The following is a 15,739-nucleotide window of genomic DNA, read 5'->3' on the forward strand; positions in this document are numbered from 1 at the left end:
CTGCCGAATAAAATTCTTTAACGGTTCTGAAGGATTAGAGCGTGAATAAAATCGACTTTGCATTGATCAAGAGTCAAGCCGCGGATGCCGCTTCCCTGATGCCGAGTATTGCCGGCAAGAAGATCCTCATGGGCTTCTGGCATAACTGGGCTGCTGGTCCCAGTGATGGATATCAGCAGGGGCAGTTCGCCAACCTGAGCCTGTTGGATGTACCCAAGGAGTACAACGTGGTGGCGGTGGCCTTCATGAAGGGCAATGGTATCCCCACCTTCAAGCCCTACAACCTCTCGGATGCCGAGTTTCGGCGTCAGGTCGGCGTGCTTAACAGTCAGGGGCGGGCGGTGCTGATTTCCCTGGGTGGCGCCGATGCGCATATCGAGCTGCACAAGGGCAACGAGCAGCCTTTGGCCAACGAAATCATCCGCCTGGTGGAAACCTACGGATTCGATGGCCTGGATATCGACCTGGAGCAGAGTGCCATCGACTTTGCCGACAACAAGAGCGTGCTGCCTGCAGCGTTGAAGCTGGTGAAGGACCACTACGCAGGCCAGGGCAAGCATTTCATCATCAGCATGGCGCCGGAGTTTCCGTACCTGACTAGCAATGGCAAGTACGTGCCTTACTTACAGGCGCTGGAGGGTTATTACGACTTTGTCGCGCCACAATATTACAACCAGGGTGGCGATGGGCTCTGGGTGCAGGAGGCCAACGGCGGGCAGGGGGCCTGGATCGCCCAGAACAATGACCAGATGAAGGAGGATTTCCTGTTCTACCTGACCGATAGCCTGGCCTCGGGTACTCGTGGCTACAGCCGGATTGCAGCAGACAAGCTAGTGATTGGTTTGCCGAGCAATGTCGATGCCGCGGCCACTGGCTATGTCATCGATCCGGCAGCGCTGAGTGGTGCGTTCAAGCGTTTGCAGGGCGCCGGACATACCATCAAGGGATTGATGACCTGGTCGGTGAATTGGGATGCCGGTGTCAATCGGCAAGGGGTGCACTACAACTGGGAGTTTCGTAACCGCTATGCGCCGCTGATCCATGGTGATGGTGGTGAGCCGGAGCGTCCCGGGGCTCCTGGCAACCTGCAGGTGTTGGGGGTTGGCCGCAACAGTGTCAAGCTGAGCTGGAGCGTTTCCAGCGGCGTACGCCCGGTCGAGTTCTACACCCTGTATCGCGACGGCAGTGCAGTGGGTAAGGCTGCGTCCCCAGGTTTCGAGGACCAGGGACTGAGTGCCGACACTCAGTACAGCTATTTCGTCACGGCCACTGATACTCAAGGGCGCGAGTCGTTGCCCAGTCGCAGTGTGAGTGCCAGGACCGCCGGAGGTGTTGTCGATCCGAGTTTCCCTGAATGGCGCACCGACCAGCACTATCTCAGGGAGGATGGGGTGAGCTATGAAGGTCATCGTTACCTCTGTCTTCAGGAGCACACCTCGAACCCGGCCTGGACGCCTTCGGCGGCCTTTACGCTCTGGAGCAAGGTGTTGCTGGAGCGTCATGGCTGAAGCGTACAGGTCATTCTTGAGTGAATGACCCGGCGGCCCTCGCGGATTCTTGATCCGGGTACGGGCCGCCATTTTTGTTTGGGTGCCACCGGTTTTTATCCGTCACGGGTTCGCAGCGGATTGTTCGGTTGTGAGCTATTGCTGAGCTGCCCGGGTGTTTCGATCAGTCGCTCAGTTGTAAACATTGGTAAGCGGCACTGCACGGGATAGGGGCTTGAGCGTAGTCTCACCGCTCGATCAATGTGCAATGGAAGCCTTCGATGTTTCAAATGAATAGCCTGGTTCCGGAAATGCTGGTCACGGATCTGGAGCGCAGTCTGTCTTTCTATCGCGATACTTTGGGTTTCAAGGTGGAGTATCAGCGTCCGGAACAGCTCTTTGCCTTTCTCTCCTTCAATGGCAGCCAACTGATGTTGGAGCAGGATGACCAGCAGGAGTCTGCCTGGCGTGTCGGGCCCTTGCAGGCGCCTTTCGGGCGTGGAATGAACTTGTCGATCGAGTGTTTGGATATTCGCCAGTTGGCTGTCGATTTGGCGCAAGCCGGCGTCACTTTGCGCAGAGAGATCGAAGAGTGCTGGTATCGGCAGGAGGGGATGTTGTGCGGTCAGTTGAACCTGTTGGTGCTCGATCCTGACGGCTACCTACTGCGGTTCATTGAAAATATCGGCTTCAAGGCTGTGGAGGCTGCGGCAGGTGCCTGACCGCTGCCCCCGGGTGCGACGCCGGCATTGCTGTGGCGCCGCGCGCCGGGATTCGGCAGTCGGGGCTGTCGCCGGGAAGGGGCGATAGTCAGTGGTTGACGATAATCCGGTGTGCGGGAATATGCGCTGAGGAGAAGCTCAAGGCAAACAAGAAACGCGCTGCGCCAGCCATTGTGCATAGGCAAAGGGCTGGTGCTCAGGGTGCTCAAGGAGTTTCGCGTTTGTCCGGGGCCGTAAGTCCCGCCTGTATACGTTGATAGATCTCTTCGCGGTGTACCGCGACATCTTTGGGTGCATTGATGCCGATGCGGACTTGTTGGCCGCTGACGCCGAGGATGGTGATCGTAATGTCGTCACCGATGTTTATGCTTTCACCGACTTTGCGGGTGAGTATCAGCATGATCTTCTCCTTGATAGCTTTGTAGGGCACCAGATTCAAACAGTGCAGAGGTCGGTCTTAGGTATAGATTAGTGCGAAGTTCCACTGAGTGGGTGCCTCTTTCTGACGCGCAGACGATCTATTAATTCCCAAGGCGCAACTATACAGAGGCAATAAATATCATTCTTCCTGTTTCGTCCTGATTTTGTTGCGCGGTCTCTCGGATCTAGAGTGTTAAAATCGCCGCCTCAGACTTTCGAGGGGTAGGTTGTGCGCACAGTAGCGATGATGATGGCGGTGTTGGCATTGGCCGGTTGTGGCGAAGGCAAGCGTGTCGAAGCGAGCAAGAACGCTTCAGCGGCAGCACAGGTTCAACCGGCCGAGGTCTCGACAGCGCCGCAGTGGGACGTGCTGGTGGGCAGCGAACTACCCTTGGCAGTGAGTGACCTGACTGGGTGGCTGATCGAGCACGGGATCATTTCCAGTGTCGACACGGTGGATGGCAAGCGGCGGGTCCTGGTTGGCCCATTCTCCTCCCAGGCCGAAGCTGAGGCGAAGAGGGCCGAGGTGGCCGAGAAACTCGTCAAGGCTAAAAAACGCGATATCAACGCGACGGTCATCGAGCATCGAGTCGCGCAGTAAGGCTGTTTTAGCAATGCCGAGTCTTGCCCGTGCCCGGCGGGCGATTCCGGGTCAGCCGCAGGCCTTGAGGTTGACCGTGCCGACGAATGGATTACCGCGGCCCATTACACAGGCCACGCTCTGATTGCGCTGGCGTTCCCAATCCTGCACCGGGTAGGTCTTGTTCCAGGCTTCGAATAGTTGTCGATCCTGCTTCGACAGGTTCAGGCCGTATTGCTTGCTCATGTAGAAGTAGGTGCGCGCGATCATCCCGCGAATCGAAGGGCGGGGCATGACCTTCTTGGCCTTGAAGTCCACCTGAGTCAGGCATGAGCCATATTGGCCCGATTGCTCCGGTAGCCAGCCGAAACTGAAATTGCTGCGATCGCCATTCACTTCGCCGATGCTCGGCACCAGGTTGTGCAGATCGGCCTCGGCGCGCTGATAGACCGAATCGGTGCGTGTGCAATTCTTGCGGCCGCCTTGTTGCCAGCACTGGCGCTGATGGCCGATCTGCCAGGCCGGCACTATGTGTTCCCACTCGATGCGCTCTGCGCGCTTGGCGTTCTTGCGTGGAACATAGCCGCAGGCTGCGAGGTTCACCCGGTTGCCGTTGTACTTGCAGCCGCAATAGAACTCGGTGGATTGAGGGGCATAGAGCTTCCAGGCGACCTTTTTGGCTTCACTGAAGGTGCGGGGGGCGTCGGCTTGGGCGGTGCAGGCAAGCAAAAGCAATAAGATGGCAAAACAACGAACACTCATCAGTTCAATCTTCCTTCGGCACAACCCAGAAAATCTGCACGCCGCCGTCATCGCGATAGGCGAGGGTGACGTTGTCGTTTTCGGCGATCTCCTCCAGCAGGCGCTCCCACTCATCCTGCGGCTCGTCGGCGAGGCGGAAGATCAAGGCCGCCTTGGCTTTCTGGGCGGTGGGGGAGTTGATGATTTTCTGGATGCGTACACCCAGGCGTTCGTAGGAGCTGAGGGGCGTTTGGGGGGTGGCCACGGAACAATCCTTAATAAGCTGTACGTGCATACAGTATTTAACTGTAGGGCATTTCGCAACTGCTTAAAATTCAAGAAGTTCCTCTGACAACGCTTTATGCATTTTTCTCGAGGGGGAAGTAATTTTTTATCGCGGGAGGGTGCAGCGAAACCATCGGCGGTGACGCTGGAACCACCCGCCCGAGGGGCGAGTGGTTTGAAGCGTGCTCGACCGGGGCCGGTCGAGCAGGAGCAATCAATATTCCCAGAACATGCGCTGCAGTTCTTTGCTGTCCTGTGTCTTGGTCAGGGCGACCATGGCCAGGATGCGGGCTTTCTGCGGGTTCAGGTCGTGAGCCACGACCCAGTCGTACTTGTCGTCAGGCTGTTCGGCGTTGCGCAGGACAAAACCGCCGGCATTGACGTGGGAGGAGCGAATGATCTGCACGCCGTTCTTGCGCAGTTCCTGCAGGGCCGGCACTACGCGGGAAGACACCGAACCGTTGCCGGTACCGGCGTGGATGATGGCTTTGGCACCGGCTTGAGCCAGGGCTTTGTAAGCAGTGTCATTGACGTTGCCATAACCGTAGGCAATTTCTACGTCGGGCAGGCTCTTGATGTTCTTGATGTCGAATTCCGAGTCCATGGTGTGACGCTTGGCAGGCAGGCGGAACCAGTAGGATTTGCCTTCTACCACCATGCCCAGCGGGCCCCATGGGCTCTTGAACGCTTCTGTCTTGATGTTGATCATCTTGCTGACATCGCGACCGGACTGGATTTCGTCGTTCATGGTTACCAGCACACCCTTGCCGCGTGCGCTCTTGCTGCCGGCCACGGCGACGGCGTTGTACAGGTTGAGCATGCCGTCAGCCGACATCGCAGTGCCTGGACGCATGGAGCCGACAACCACGATTGGCTTGTCAGTTTTTTCCACCAGGTTGAGGAAGTAGGCGGTTTCTTCCAGGGTGTCGGTGCCGTGGGTGATGACAATGCCATCGACGTCTTTGCTGTCGGCCAGTTCGGCGACACGACGGCCCAGTTGCAGCAGGTTTTCGTTGGTGATGCTTTCCGAAGCGATCTGCATGACCTGCTCGCCACGCACGTTGGCCAGTTGGCTCAACTCGGGGATGCCAGCGATCAGTTGTTCGATGCCGACCTTGGCGGCTTGATAAGTGGCGCTGTTGGCAGCGCTGGCACCGGCACCGGCGATGGTGCCGCCAGTCGCGAGAACCACGACGTTGGCGAGTTTCTGTTGGGTTTCAGCTTCTTTGGCTTGCAGCGCTGCTGGCAGAAGCAGGAGGAGGGCCAAAGCGCCCGGAGCGAAGGTTTTGAAGGCAGATTTCATTATTTTCTCTCTAGTAGTGAGACAGTGCTGATGCAGGTTCATCTAGAAACACCCTGGCTGCAGATCTGTATGCGGCGGGGCGGTGAGGGTTGAGCAGGATTTGTACCAGCGCTACCTTGGTCTGATAAGTATTTTAAGTTACTGATTTATATCAATTTTATTTCTGTTTTTGGCTTTAAATAACAAATGTTCGTCCGGATTTCCGAACGTTTTCATCTGTAGGCGTTCGGCAATCCGAAAATGCTTGTCGGCGGTGCAACGGAAGGCTTCACGGTCATCGATTAAAGAATGTCTTGAAGCGGTCGATGACACGACAGGATCTTTTTTTCGGGAGTTCACATGTCTCTGTCAGTCGGATTTCCTGGCGCAGGAGCGATTCTGATCAATGGCAAGTCGCCGGCGATCATTGATGCATTGAGTAACGCCGCTGCTGAGGAGGCGTCCACGGCGCTGGGCACCGATGAGTCGGGCGCCCTCCGGGCTGGTTCCGGCAAGCAGGCCGAAACGTCCGAAGCCGCAGGCTCGGGTGGAGATAATCAGAGTATCGTCGTCAAGATGCTGCTCAAGCGCATGCAAGAGTTGCAGGAGCTGCTCAAGCAGCAGCAAGAGCAACTGGCTGCCGCCCAGGCCGCCGACTATCCGACCCCTGAAGCCAAGCAGACCGTGGTCATGGGGCTTCAAGGGCAGATCTCAGGAACCACCGGGGCCCTGGCAGAGGTATCGGGCAATCTGGTTCGTGAGCTGGCCAAGGAATCCTCCTCCTCGGGTGGCCTGGTAAACACCACCGCATGACCCTCAGAGCCTGTTCGACGCTACGGTGCGGACAGGTTCCTTCTCTCCTGCGGCGGGGTTTTTCCCCCTGTCTGTCTTCTTTTTCCAGACTCTGATCGGCGTTGACAAACTCTGGCGAGGTTCGCATAGTTCGTTTTACGCAAACGTTTGCGCGGCCTTCGGATAACGACAATCGTCTATCTTCCCAAGGTGCGGCACCGGCCTCTCATCCATGCTGATGACGACCTGCTCACCCTGCCGTGTGAACGCTGCTCACAATAATCATAAGATCGGAGTGAATTCATGAAGCTGCCCTTCGCTGGACGTTTACTCGCTGTCGCCGTTCTGGCCGCAGCATCCGCTGCGCTTCCTCTCTCTTCGGCATTGGCCGACACCCCGCAGAAACCCAAGGTTGCTCTGGTCATGAAATCCCTGGCCAACGAGTTCTTCCTGACCATGGAAGATGGCGCCAAGGCTTATCAGAAAGACCATTCCGCTGATTTCGACCTGGTGTCCAATGGCATCAAGGATGAAACCGATACTGCCAACCAGATCCGTATTGTCGAGCAGATGATCGTTTCCAAGGTCAATGCCCTGGTGATTGCGCCTGCCGACTCCAAGGCCATGGTGCCAGTGATCAAGAAGGCGGTGGATGCCGGGATCACGGTGATCAATATCGATAACCAACTCGATCCCGGTGTGCTGAAAAGCAAGAACATCAGCGTGCCTTTCGTGGGGCCGGACAACCGCAAGGGCGCGCGCCTGGTGGGTGAGTACCTGGCCAAGCAACTGAAGGCCGGCGACGAAGTGGGGATCATCGAAGGGGTCTCCACCACCACTAACGCACAGCAGCGCACCGCGGGCTTCAAGGACGCAATGGACGCCGCGCAGATCAAGGTGGTTTCGCTGCAATCCGGTGACTGGGAAATCGACGCTGGCAACCGGGTGGCCTCGGCCATGCTCAGCGAGTACCCGAACCTCAAGGCGCTGCTGGCGGGTAACGACAGCATGGCGGTAGGCGCGGTCTCTGCAGTACGTGCGGCCGGCAAGGCCGGCAAGGTCCAGGTAGTGGGCTACGACAACATCAATGCCATCAAGCCGATGCTCAAGGATGGCCGGGTCCTGGCCACCGCCGATCAGTTTGCCGCCAAGCAGGCGGTATTCGGTATCGAGACTGCGCTGAAGATCCTCAAGGGCGAGAAGGTCGACAGTGGCGTCAATGGCGTGATCGAAACTCCGGTTGAGCTGGTCACCCAGTAGTCATTCCGGCAGCACAACGGCGCTCGCCCGGCCGGGCGAGCGTATGGAGAGTTTCTTATGTCAGTTTCCGCTGCGAACGCTGTCCTCTCGGTCAGCGGTATCGGCAAGACCTATGTGCAGCCGGTATTGACCGGCATCGACCTGACGCTGATGCGCGGTGAGGTGCTGGCGTTGACCGGGGAGAACGGCGCAGGCAAGAGCACCTTGTCGAAGATCATCGGCGGCCTGGTCAGTCCCACTACTGGCCACATGCAGTTCAACGGCCAGGATTATCGCCCCGGTAGTCGGACCCAGGCCGAGGAGACGGGCATTCGCATGGTCATGCAGGAGTTGAACCTGCTGCCAACCCTGTCGGTGGCCGAGAACCTGTTCCTCGATAACCTGCCCAGCAACGGTGGCTGGATCAGTCGCAAGCAGCTGCGCAAAGCGGCAATCGAGGCCATGGCCCAGGTCGGTCTGGAAGCCATCGACCCCGACACCCTGGTAGGCGAGCTGGGCATTGGTCACCAGCAGATGGTGGAGATCGCCCGCAACCTGATTGGTGATTGTCATGTGCTGATTCTTGATGAGCCGACCGCCATGCTCACGTCCCGTGAGGTGGAGATGCTCTTCGAACAGATCACTCGCCTGCAGGCCCGAGGCGTGTCGATCATCTATATCTCCCATCGCCTGGAAGAGCTGGCCCGGGTGGCTCAGCGTATTGCCGTGTTGCGTGATGGTTGCCTGGTCTGTGTCGAGCCAATGGCCAACTACAACAGTGAACAACTGGTGAACCTGATGGTCGGCCGCGAGCTGGGCGAACACATCGACCTGGGCGAACGCAAGATTGGTGTGCCGGCGTTGACGGTGAGCAATCTCAGTCGTTCGGACAAGGTCCGCGATGTGTCCTTCCAGGTGCGCAGTGGCGAGATCTTCGGTATTTCCGGTTTGATCGGGGCAGGGCGCACCGAGCTGTTGCGCCTGATCTTTGGTGCCGATGCCGCCGACAGCGGCAGCATTGCCCTGGGCACACCGCCCCGTCCGGTGAGCATTCGCTCTCCCGTCGACGCGGTGGCCAATGGCATTGCCTTGATCACCGAAGATCGCAAGGGCGAGGGGCTACTGTTGACCCAGTCCATCAGCGCCAATATCGCCCTGGGCAACATGCCGGCGATCTCCAGCAGTGGCTTGGTCAAGCCTCAGGAGGAGGTACAGCTGGCCCAGCGACAGATCGATGCCATGCGCATCCGCAGTTCCAGCCCGGCGCAACTGGTGTCGGAGTTGTCTGGCGGCAACCAGCAGAAAGTAGTGATTGGTCGCTGGCTGGAGCGCGAGTGTTCGGTACTGCTGTTCGACGAACCTACTCGTGGTATCGATGTCGGCGCCAAGTTCGATATCTATGGCCTGTTGGGCGAGTTGACCCGTCAGGGCAAGGCTCTGGTGGTGGTGTCCAGCGACCTGCGGGAGTTGATGCTGATCTGTGATCGCATCGGTGTGCTTTCGGCCGGGCGCTTGATCGATACTTTCGAGCGCGACAGCTGGAGCCAGGACGAATTGCTTGCCGCCGCGTTTGCCGGCTATCAAAAACCAGATGCGTTGCTCAATGAAGCGGCGCCTAGGAATGCATCATGAAAACTGCATCTGCACAGGGTAAGCGCGGCGGCCAGTACTACGGCCTTGGCACCTATCTGGGGCTGGCCGGAGCGCTGTTGGGGATGATCATTCTGTTCTCCCTGCTCAGCAGCCACTTTCTGTCATATGACACCTTCAGCACCCTGGCCAACCAGATTCCCGACCTGATGGTGCTGGCGGTGGGCATGACCTTCGTCTTGATTATCGGCGGCATCGATCTGTCCGTGGGTTCGGTGCTGGCCCTGGCCGCCTCGACCGTCAGCGTGGCGATCCTTGGCTGGGGCTGGAGCGTGGTGCCTGCGGCGTTGTTGGGCATGGCCTGTGCGGCGCTGGCCGGAACCGTGACCGGCTCGATCACCGTGGCCTGGCGCATTCCGTCATTCATTGTGTCCCTGGGTGTGCTGGAGATGGCCAGGGGCGTCGCCTACCAGATGACTGGCTCGCGCACGGCTTATATCGGCGATGCTTTCGCTTGGTTGTCGAATCCAATTGCCTTTGGCATTTCGCCGTCGTTTATCATTGCCCTGCTGATTATCTTTCTGGCCCAGGCGGTGCTGACTCGCACTGTGTTCGGCCGCTATCTGATCGGCATTGGTACCAACGAAGAGGCGGTGCGTCTGGCGGGGATCAACCCCAGGCCCTACAAGATCCTGGTGTTCAGTCTGATGGGATTGTTGGCGGGCATTGCTGCACTGTTTCAAATTTCTCGCCTGGAAGCGGCAGACCCGAATGCGGGCTCCGGTCTGGAGTTGCAGGTCATCGCCGCGGTGGTGATTGGCGGCACCAGCCTGATGGGCGGACGTGGCTCGGTGATCAGTACCTTCTTCGGCGTCTTGATTATTTCCGTGCTGGCTGCAGGTCTGGCGCAAATCGGTGCATCAGAGCCGACCAAGCGCATCATCACCGGTGCAGTCATCGTGATTGCCGTGGTGCTGGACACCTATCGCAGCCAGCGCGCCAATCGGCGGGTTTGATTCATGGCAACAATCAAGGATGTGGCGGCGCTGGCAGGGATTTCCTATACCACCGTGTCCCATGTGCTGAATAAGACGCGCCCCGTCAGCGAAGAGGTTCGGGTCAAGGTTGAGGCCGCGATCAAGCACCTGGACTATGTGCCCAGTGCGGTGGCGCGTTCGCTGAAGGCCAAGACCACGGCGACCATCGGCCTGCTGGTGCCAAACAGCCTCAACCCTTACTTTGCCGAGTTGGCTCGGGGAATCGAGGATTACTGCGAACGCAACGGTTACTGCGTGATTCTCTGCAACTCCGATGACAACCCGCAGAAGCAGCGCAACTATCTGCGAGTGCTGCTGGAGAAGCGTATCGATGGGTTGATCGTCACCTCGGCCGGTGGCGACAGTAGCTTGGCCCAGGGTCTGGCCGGCGTGCGCACGCCGATGGTGATTGTCGACCGCGGGCTGGAAGGGGTGGATGCCGATCTGGTGCGTATCGATCACCAGTACGGCGCTTATCTGGCGACTCGGCACTTGCTGGAACTGGGGCATCGGGACATCGCCTGCATCGGTGGGCCGGCCAATACCAGCGTGGCGCAGATGCGTCTGGCAGGGTTTCGCCAGGCCTTGCAAGAGGCCGGTGTTGAAGTGTCTGGAGGGCGCATCCTGGAAAGTGATTTCAGCAGCACGGGTGGTTATCGCGCGGCGGCGCAGTTGCTCGACAGCCATCCGCCGAGTGCGATTTTTGCGGCTAACGACATGATGGGCATCGGCGTGTTGCGAGCGGCTGCGGAGCGCAATATCCGCGTGCCCAGCGAGCTTTCAGTGATCGGTTTCGACGACATCCTCATGAGCCGTTATGTCTACCCGGCGCTGACCACGGTCGGCCAGTCGATCCTGCAGTTGGGGGAGACCGCGGCAGAGTTGTTGTTGCGGCGCATTGCCAGCCGGGATCTGCCGATCGATCAGCGCATCGTTACGCCGAATATTGTCTTGCGTGAATCAACTGCGCCGTTCAGTGGCGCATTTGCCGAATACCGTTGAACCCAATTGATCGAGTGTCGATGTATGCCAGCAAAAGTAGCGGTAGTGGGCAGTCTCAACATGGACCTGGTGACCCGGGCCGAGCGCCTGCCCCGAGAGGGTGAGACGCTGATTGGCAAGTCCTTTGCCACGGTGTCCGGTGGCAAGGGTGCCAACCAGGCGGTGGCTGCGGCCCGACTGGGGGCACAGGTGTCGATGGTTGGTTGTGTCGGTGATGACGCCTATGGCGAGCAATTGCGCCATGCGTTGCTCGCCGAGCGAATCGATTGCCAGGCTGTGAGTAGGGTCGAGGGTTCCAGTGGTGTGGCCCTGATTGTGGTGGACGACAGCAGTCAGAATGCGATTGTCATCGTCGCCGGCGGCAATGGTCTGCTCAGTCCTGAGAAAGTCGCTGGTTTCGATACGGTGTTGCAGGAGGCCAAGGTGATCATCTGTCAGCTCGAAGTGCCTCTGGCGACGGTGGGCTACACCCTCAAGCGCGGGCGTGAGCTGGGCAAGACGGTGATTCTCAACCCCGCTCCGGCCAGCGGTCCACTGCCGAGCGAGTGGTATGGAGCGATCGATTACCTGATTCCCAATGAGAGCGAGGCATCTGCCCTTAGTGGTGTGACGGTGGACTCCCTGGAAACTGCCGAGGCCGCGGCCACTCGCTTGATCGCCGCCGGTGCTGGCAAGGTCATTGTTACCTTGGGCGCCCAGGGTTCACTGTTTGCCAATGGTCACAGTTTCGAGCATTTTCCGGCGCCCAAGGTCAAGGCGATCGACACCACGGCGGCGGGGGACACCTTCGTTGGTGGTTTTGCTGCGGCCCTGGCTGTCGGCAAGAGCGAGGCCGAGGCAATCCGTTTTGGACAGATTGCCGCAGCGCTGTCGGTGACTCGCGCCGGAGCCCAGCCTTCCATTCCCACGCTGTCCGACGTTCAGGCGTTTGTCCCCTCATGAAAAAAACACCGTTGCTCAATATTGCCTTGTCCCGCTTGGTTGCATCCCTGGGTCATGGCGACATCGTGGTGATCGGCGATGCCGGCCTGCCGGTGCCGCCAGGTGTCGAGTTGATCGACCTGGCGCTGACTCATGGTGTTCCTGATTTTCTCGGTACGCTCAAGGTGCTGCTCAGCGAAATGCAGGTGGAGCGTCATGTGCTGGCCGAGGAAATTCTGCTCAAGCGACCAACGCCGCTGCCGGCGCTCGAGGCATTGACCGTCGGCGGTCAGCTGGGGCAGCGGCAGCTCTTGAAGCATGAGGATTTCAAGGTGCTCAGTCGACAGGCTCGTGCAGTGATTCGCACGGGGGAGTGCCAACCGTATTGCAATATCGCCCTGATTGCCGGGGTGACCTTCTAGGCCGCTATCCGGCTTTTTCCTACTTTGCACAAGGAGTGCGCCATGCGCCGCTATGCTCAGCTATTTCAACACTGGACCCGGAGTCTGCTGCTCTTGTCTCTTCTCACTGCTACTGGCGCTCATGGGGCGGAAAAAATTGATCTGATCATCGATACCGATCCAGGGGCTGATGATGTCGTGGCCCTGCTGTTTGCCTTGGCGTCTCCCGAGGAGTTGCACGTTCGGGCGCTGACCACTGTGGCGGGTAATGTGCGTCTGGACAAAACTTCGCGCAACGCTCGTCTGGCGCGTGAATGGGCTGGACGCGAGGAGGTGCCGGTCTACGCTGGGGCGCCCAAACCGTTGCTGCGTACGCCGATTTACGCGGAGAATATCCACGGTAAGGAGGGTATCTCCGGTGTCACCGTGCATGAACCCAAGGCGCCCCTGGCCAAGGGCAATGCAGTCAATTACCTGATCGATACGCTGCGTGCGGCCAAGCCCCACAGCATTACCATCGCCATGCTCGGTCCGCAGACCAACCTCGCGTTGGCGCTGGTCCAGGCGCCGGACATCACTCAAGGCATCAAGGAAGTGGTGGTCATGGGCGGGGCGCATTTCAATGGCGGCAACATTACGCCGGTGGCGGAATTCAACTTGTTCGCCGACCCTCAGGCCGCGGAAGTGGTGCTCAATAGTGGTGTCAAGCTGACTTACCTGCCGTTGGACGTCACTCATAAAGTACTGACCAGTGATGCGCGCCTGCAGAAAATTGCCGCGTTGAACAACAACGCCAGTAAGGTTGTAGGCGATATTCTCAATGAGTACGTAAAAGGCGACATGGAGCACTACGGCATTCCCGGTGGCCCGGTGCATGACGCTACCGTTATTGCTTACCTGCTCAAGCCTGAGCTGTTCAGCGGGCGTCAGGCCAACATGGTCATCGATAGTCGTGAAGGTCCGACCTTTGGTCAGACTATCGTGGATTGGTATGACGGCCTGAAACAGAAGAAGAATGTGTTTTGGGTCGAGAGCGGTGACGCTCAGGGCTTCTTCGATTTGCTCACCGAGCGCCTGGCTCGCCTCAAGTAAGCATCGCCCCCGCAGGTACCGGCCTGCGGGGTTCTACTCCCGTTCCAGATCCTGTACACCCTGGTGGTCGACAGGATACTTCTCGAATACCTGTTCAATGAATGCTCGGGCGGACTGGGTTCCCAGCTCCTTGACCAGCAGGTCTATGCCAATGATCGCCAACTCCTCCGGGCTCCCCGGACTATAGGAGCATTGGCCCTGGGGCCATTTGGCTTTGATGTCGGCGTCGATACTCACGGTGGCCATGAAAGTCTCACGAATTCGGATGGGGCGGTCGCCGGGACGGGCCCGGGCGGATACTTGTAGCGTCGCAGAGTTAACCATGTTGCTGGGCATTTGGCACTCCGACTTAGGCATCAGGCAGGGGGCTATGCGACACTGCTGTTTTTCCTGTGCTCAAGGAAGCTCGTGTGCAAATCGATTTGAACCAGCCTGACGCCCTGACCTTGGACGCGGTGCGCCAGCTTCTGGCATCAGCCAGCGACAATGTGCACACCCAGTTGCGTGTGACCAGAACCGGGATTGCCTATATCTCTTCGGGAGTAGTCGGCGGTGTCGAGATTGAAGGGTTGTTGTTTCGCCTGGAGACCTGGGCTGCGGGATCCGGTTATGTTGGACTGGTGGCGGCCAGCGATGAGGTCTGGGTCATGCAGATTTTCAATGCGCTTAAGCAGAACTGGCCAAAGCCGGCGTTCGACTACATCGATATCTATTGAGTGCTGTTCATATTCAGTGACGATTGTCCTGTGAAAGTGTTGCGATGGCTGAGGCAGACTTGTCCGCTGCCCGATCAATAGGGCAAATGGCCATTTTGTTTTGAAACCAAAAACCAAATCAGCTGTCGCACGATCTCTGCTTATTTTTGAAAAGGAGGCTTCATGCCTTGGAAGCTCGCTTCATTCGGAACGTTGTTGGCCGCCATTGTACTCAGTGGATGCAGCACTGCCGGGTCGACAAAGGAGCCTGTGGCTGCTGAGCCCTTGCACACTCGCTGTGAAGCAACAGGCGCTGAATTTGCCGTCGGCAAGAAGGCCTCTCCCGAGTTGCTTGAACAGGCCCGTACTCGTGCTGGAGCGCAGTATGCAAGGTTCCTCAAGCCTAATGACATGATCACCCTGGAATACCGCTCCGATCGCCTGAACCTCAATACTGACGCCGGCCTGGTGGTGACTCGGGTCAACTGTGGCTGAGGGTTGAAGCTTTTTGTTGCCCACAAAAAACCCCGTCACATGGACGGGGTTTTTTAAGCTCGCTGAGATTTACTCAGGGCGAACTTGTGCAGCTTGCATACCCTTTTGGCCTTTCTCAGCCACGAAGGAAACGGTTTGGCCTTCTTTCAGGCTTTTGAAACCGTCGCTTTCAATAGCTTTGAAGTGTACGAACAGGTCGTCACCGCCACCTTGAGGAGTGATGAAGCCGAAGCCTTTTTCATCGTTGAACCATTTTACGGTGCCGGTTTGGCGATTAGACATGGTGTATCTCCAAGAAACATATATTTTCAGTAGTGCTGTGCTGCTCAGGCCAACTGGGCACACCGAGCTATCATAGTCGAAATGTTCGGCTTGGGAGCCCCCTGTGGGCACTGTTTGCCCGATGTATCCATGTTTTTTACTGCCTTGAACGGCTGAAGGCCCCGGTTTAAAGGGCTTTCACGGAAAATATACGGTGATAAAAAAACCCGTAAAAGCTGCGTAAATTGTGAAAAAAACCGCATTTTAAGCTCGCTTATCACGCGTTGGCGCAGTCTGTTTCGAGTATGGGTGGGTTATTTGACCACTCGGCAAGCAGCGATGGCGTCCAGCGCTCTGGTTCTCAGGTCGGCGCTAGGCTGCTTGGTTTTGCTCATCAGCTCCTTGATTTCCTCAGTGGTGAATTTTTCATTCAGCTTGTCGGCACCACAGGCGCAATGTTTTTCGGCGCTTTTAACGTCGACGCTCTGGCTCGCCGCTGCGGTGCAGTCTTTCATGTAGTCGGCGCGTGCACCGGCGGGCCAGGCAGCTTGTGCGCTCAAGGGCAGCAACAAGGCAAGCGGAGCGCTAAGGGCAAGCAATTTGATAAGGCGCATGAGTCGAATTCTCCTGAGGTCGATAACAAGGGCGACGATTCTCGGGGTATTTGAGGCCAGACGTACATCCCAAGTTCATTTTC

General features: G+C 58.0%; 20 protein-coding genes. 13 read left to right on the forward strand and 7 right to left on the reverse strand.

The window, feature by feature from the left end:
• Positions 1-41: 41 nt before the first annotated feature.
• Positions 42-1,508 (forward strand): carbohydrate-binding protein, encoded by a 1,467-nt coding sequence (locus GV818_RS24695; RefSeq protein ID WP_161759192.1) that lies wholly within the window; start codon positions 42-44, stop codon positions 1,506-1,508.
• 260 nt (positions 1,509-1,768) lie between these two features.
• Entirely contained in the window at positions 1,769-2,209 is a 441-nt protein-coding gene (locus GV818_RS24700; RefSeq protein WP_161759241.1) for a VOC family protein, read from the forward strand.
• Positions 2,210-2,414: 205 nt separating this feature from the next.
• On the opposite strand, the gene csrA is transcribed toward GV818_RS24700, so the two are convergent.
• A complete protein-coding gene (gene csrA / locus GV818_RS24705) occupies positions 2,415-2,609 on the reverse strand; it encodes a carbon storage regulator CsrA (protein WP_007920550.1) in 195 nt (64 codons plus the stop codon).
• Positions 2,610-2,873: 264 nt separating this feature from the next.
• Between csrA and GV818_RS24710 the strand changes: the two genes are divergently transcribed.
• Positions 2,874-3,230 (forward strand): SPOR domain-containing protein, encoded by a 357-nt coding sequence (locus GV818_RS24710; protein WP_161759242.1) that lies wholly within the window; start codon positions 2,874-2,876, stop codon positions 3,228-3,230.
• A 51-nt stretch (positions 3,231-3,281) separates the two neighbouring features.
• Here GV818_RS24710 and GV818_RS24715 read toward each other — a convergent pair whose 3' ends face one another.
• The 3 genes from GV818_RS24715 to GV818_RS24725 form a co-directional block, all read right to left on the reverse strand.
• Entirely contained in the window at positions 3,282-3,971 is a 690-nt protein-coding gene (locus GV818_RS24715; RefSeq protein WP_161759193.1) for an endonuclease, read from the reverse strand.
• A gap of 4 nt (positions 3,972-3,975) precedes the next feature.
• Positions 3,976-4,245, reverse strand: coding sequence for a DUF1654 domain-containing protein (locus GV818_RS24720; RefSeq protein WP_161759194.1), 270 nt, complete (start codon positions 4,243-4,245; stop codon positions 3,976-3,978).
• Between the two features lie 204 nt (positions 4,246-4,449).
• The gene (locus tag GV818_RS24725; RefSeq protein WP_161759195.1) at positions 4,450-5,538 is read right to left on the reverse strand and encodes an asparaginase; all 1,089 of its coding nucleotides are present in this window, start codon (positions 5,536-5,538) and stop codon (positions 4,450-4,452) included.
• Between the two features lie 339 nt (positions 5,539-5,877).
• On the opposite strand from GV818_RS24725, the gene GV818_RS24730 reads away from it, so the two are divergent.
• The 8 genes from GV818_RS24730 (at position 5,878) to GV818_RS24765 (ending at position 13,591) form a co-directional block, all read left to right on the forward strand.
• The gene (locus tag GV818_RS24730; protein WP_161759196.1) at positions 5,878-6,330 is read left to right on the forward strand and encodes a hypothetical protein; all 453 of its coding nucleotides are present in this window, start codon (positions 5,878-5,880) and stop codon (positions 6,328-6,330) included.
• A 282-nt stretch (positions 6,331-6,612) separates the two neighbouring features.
• Positions 6,613-7,569, forward strand: coding sequence for a sugar ABC transporter substrate-binding protein (locus GV818_RS24735; RefSeq protein WP_161759197.1), 957 nt, complete (start codon positions 6,613-6,615; stop codon positions 7,567-7,569).
• A gap of 57 nt (positions 7,570-7,626) precedes the next feature.
• The gene (locus GV818_RS24740) at positions 7,627-9,180 is read left to right on the forward strand and encodes a sugar ABC transporter ATP-binding protein (RefSeq protein WP_161777798.1); all 1,554 of its coding nucleotides are present in this window, start codon (positions 7,627-7,629) and stop codon (positions 9,178-9,180) included.
• Entirely contained in the window at positions 9,177-10,154 is a 978-nt protein-coding gene (locus tag GV818_RS24745; RefSeq protein WP_161759199.1) for an ABC transporter permease, read from the forward strand. The genes GV818_RS24740 and GV818_RS24745 overlap by 4 nt, the downstream gene beginning before the upstream one ends.
• 3 nt (positions 10,155-10,157) lie before the next feature.
• Positions 10,158-11,177 (forward strand): LacI family DNA-binding transcriptional regulator, encoded by a 1,020-nt coding sequence (locus GV818_RS24750; RefSeq protein ID WP_161777799.1) that lies wholly within the window; start codon positions 10,158-10,160, stop codon positions 11,175-11,177.
• Positions 11,178-11,201: 24 nt separating this feature from the next.
• Positions 11,202-12,119, forward strand: coding sequence for a ribokinase (rbsK, locus tag GV818_RS24755; protein ID WP_161777800.1), 918 nt, complete (start codon positions 11,202-11,204; stop codon positions 12,117-12,119).
• Positions 12,116-12,520, forward strand: coding sequence for a D-ribose pyranase (rbsD, locus tag GV818_RS24760; protein WP_161777801.1), 405 nt, complete (start codon positions 12,116-12,118; stop codon positions 12,518-12,520). The genes rbsK and rbsD overlap by 4 nt, the downstream gene beginning before the upstream one ends.
• Positions 12,521-12,562: 42 nt before the next feature.
• Complete coding sequence (locus GV818_RS24765; protein ID WP_161759203.1) at positions 12,563-13,591, forward strand: nucleoside hydrolase; 1,029 nt, start codon at positions 12,563-12,565, stop codon at positions 13,589-13,591.
• Positions 13,592-13,624: 33 nt separating this feature from the next.
• Here GV818_RS24765 and GV818_RS24770 read toward each other — a convergent pair whose 3' ends face one another.
• The gene (locus GV818_RS24770; RefSeq protein ID WP_161759204.1) at positions 13,625-13,837 is read right to left on the reverse strand and encodes a hypothetical protein; all 213 of its coding nucleotides are present in this window, start codon (positions 13,835-13,837) and stop codon (positions 13,625-13,627) included.
• A gap of 164 nt (positions 13,838-14,001) precedes the next feature.
• Here GV818_RS24770 and GV818_RS24775 point away from each other — a divergent pair, with 164 nt between their 5' ends.
• Positions 14,002-14,307 carry a hypothetical protein gene (locus tag GV818_RS24775; protein ID WP_161759205.1) on the forward strand — a complete coding sequence of 102 codons (306 nt, stop codon included), beginning with the start codon at positions 14,002-14,004 and terminating at the stop codon, positions 14,305-14,307.
• Between the two features lie 162 nt (positions 14,308-14,469).
• Entirely contained in the window at positions 14,470-14,781 is a 312-nt protein-coding gene (locus tag GV818_RS24780) for an I78 family peptidase inhibitor (protein WP_161759206.1), read from the forward strand.
• Between the two features lie 69 nt (positions 14,782-14,850).
• On the opposite strand, the gene GV818_RS24785 is transcribed toward GV818_RS24780, so the two are convergent.
• Together GV818_RS24785 and GV818_RS24790 are read right to left on the reverse strand one after the other, a co-directional pair.
• The gene (locus tag GV818_RS24785; protein ID WP_003179963.1) at positions 14,851-15,063 is read right to left on the reverse strand and encodes a cold-shock protein; all 213 of its coding nucleotides are present in this window, start codon (positions 15,061-15,063) and stop codon (positions 14,851-14,853) included.
• A gap of 293 nt (positions 15,064-15,356) precedes the next feature.
• Positions 15,357-15,656, reverse strand: coding sequence for a hypothetical protein (locus GV818_RS24790; RefSeq protein WP_161759207.1), 300 nt, complete (start codon positions 15,654-15,656; stop codon positions 15,357-15,359).
• Positions 15,657-15,739: the final 83 nt, after the last annotated feature.

The organism is Pseudomonas sp. Fl4BN1 (assembly GCF_009908285.1).
Taxonomy (GTDB): Bacteria; Pseudomonadota; Gammaproteobacteria; order Pseudomonadales; family Pseudomonadaceae; genus Aquipseudomonas.

What these genes read in the sequence shown, in the direction of transcription:
- GV818_RS24725 (WP_161759195.1), bottom strand. Translation starts at nt 5,538, where the DNA reads ATGAAATCTGCCTTCAAAACCTTCGCTCCGGGCGCTTTGGCCCTCCTC.
- GV818_RS24735 (WP_161759197.1), top strand. Translation starts at nt 6,613, where the DNA reads ATGAAGCTGCCCTTCGCTGGACGTTTACTCGCTGTCGCCGTTCTGGCC.
- GV818_RS24700 (WP_161759241.1), top strand. Translation starts at nt 1,769, where the DNA reads ATGTTTCAAATGAATAGCCTGGTTCCGGAAATGCTGGTCACGGATCTG.
- GV818_RS24770 (WP_161759204.1), bottom strand. Translation starts at nt 13,837, where the DNA reads ATGGCCACCGTGAGTATCGACGCCGACATCAAAGCCAAATGGCCCCAG.
- csrA (WP_007920550.1), bottom strand. Translation starts at nt 2,609, where the DNA reads ATGCTGATACTCACCCGCAAAGTCGGTGAAAGCATAAACATCGGTGAC.
- rbsD (WP_161777801.1), top strand. Translation starts at nt 12,116, where the DNA reads ATGAAAAAAACACCGTTGCTCAATATTGCCTTGTCCCGCTTGGTTGCA.
- GV818_RS24710 (WP_161759242.1), top strand. Translation starts at nt 2,874, where the DNA reads ATGATGATGGCGGTGTTGGCATTGGCCGGTTGTGGCGAAGGCAAGCGT.
- GV818_RS24785 (WP_003179963.1), bottom strand. Translation starts at nt 15,063, where the DNA reads ATGTCTAATCGCCAAACCGGCACCGTAAAATGGTTCAACGATGAAAAA.
- GV818_RS24740 (WP_161777798.1), top strand. Translation starts at nt 7,627, where the DNA reads ATGTCAGTTTCCGCTGCGAACGCTGTCCTCTCGGTCAGCGGTATCGGC.
- GV818_RS24720 (WP_161759194.1), bottom strand. Translation starts at nt 4,245, where the DNA reads ATGCACGTACAGCTTATTAAGGATTGTTCCGTGGCCACCCCCCAAACG.
- GV818_RS24780 (WP_161759206.1), top strand. Translation starts at nt 14,470, where the DNA reads ATGCCTTGGAAGCTCGCTTCATTCGGAACGTTGTTGGCCGCCATTGTA.
- GV818_RS24750 (WP_161777799.1), top strand. Translation starts at nt 10,158, where the DNA reads ATGGCAACAATCAAGGATGTGGCGGCGCTGGCAGGGATTTCCTATACC.
- GV818_RS24715 (WP_161759193.1), bottom strand. Translation starts at nt 3,971, where the DNA reads ATGAGTGTTCGTTGTTTTGCCATCTTATTGCTTTTGCTTGCCTGCACC.
- GV818_RS24765 (WP_161759203.1), top strand. Translation starts at nt 12,563, where the DNA reads ATGCGCCGCTATGCTCAGCTATTTCAACACTGGACCCGGAGTCTGCTG.
- GV818_RS24790 (WP_161759207.1), bottom strand. Translation starts at nt 15,656, where the DNA reads ATGCGCCTTATCAAATTGCTTGCCCTTAGCGCTCCGCTTGCCTTGTTG.
- GV818_RS24730 (WP_161759196.1), top strand. Translation starts at nt 5,878, where the DNA reads ATGTCTCTGTCAGTCGGATTTCCTGGCGCAGGAGCGATTCTGATCAAT.
- GV818_RS24745 (WP_161759199.1), top strand. Translation starts at nt 9,177, where the DNA reads ATGAAAACTGCATCTGCACAGGGTAAGCGCGGCGGCCAGTACTACGGC.
- rbsK (WP_161777800.1), top strand. Translation starts at nt 11,202, where the DNA reads ATGCCAGCAAAAGTAGCGGTAGTGGGCAGTCTCAACATGGACCTGGTG.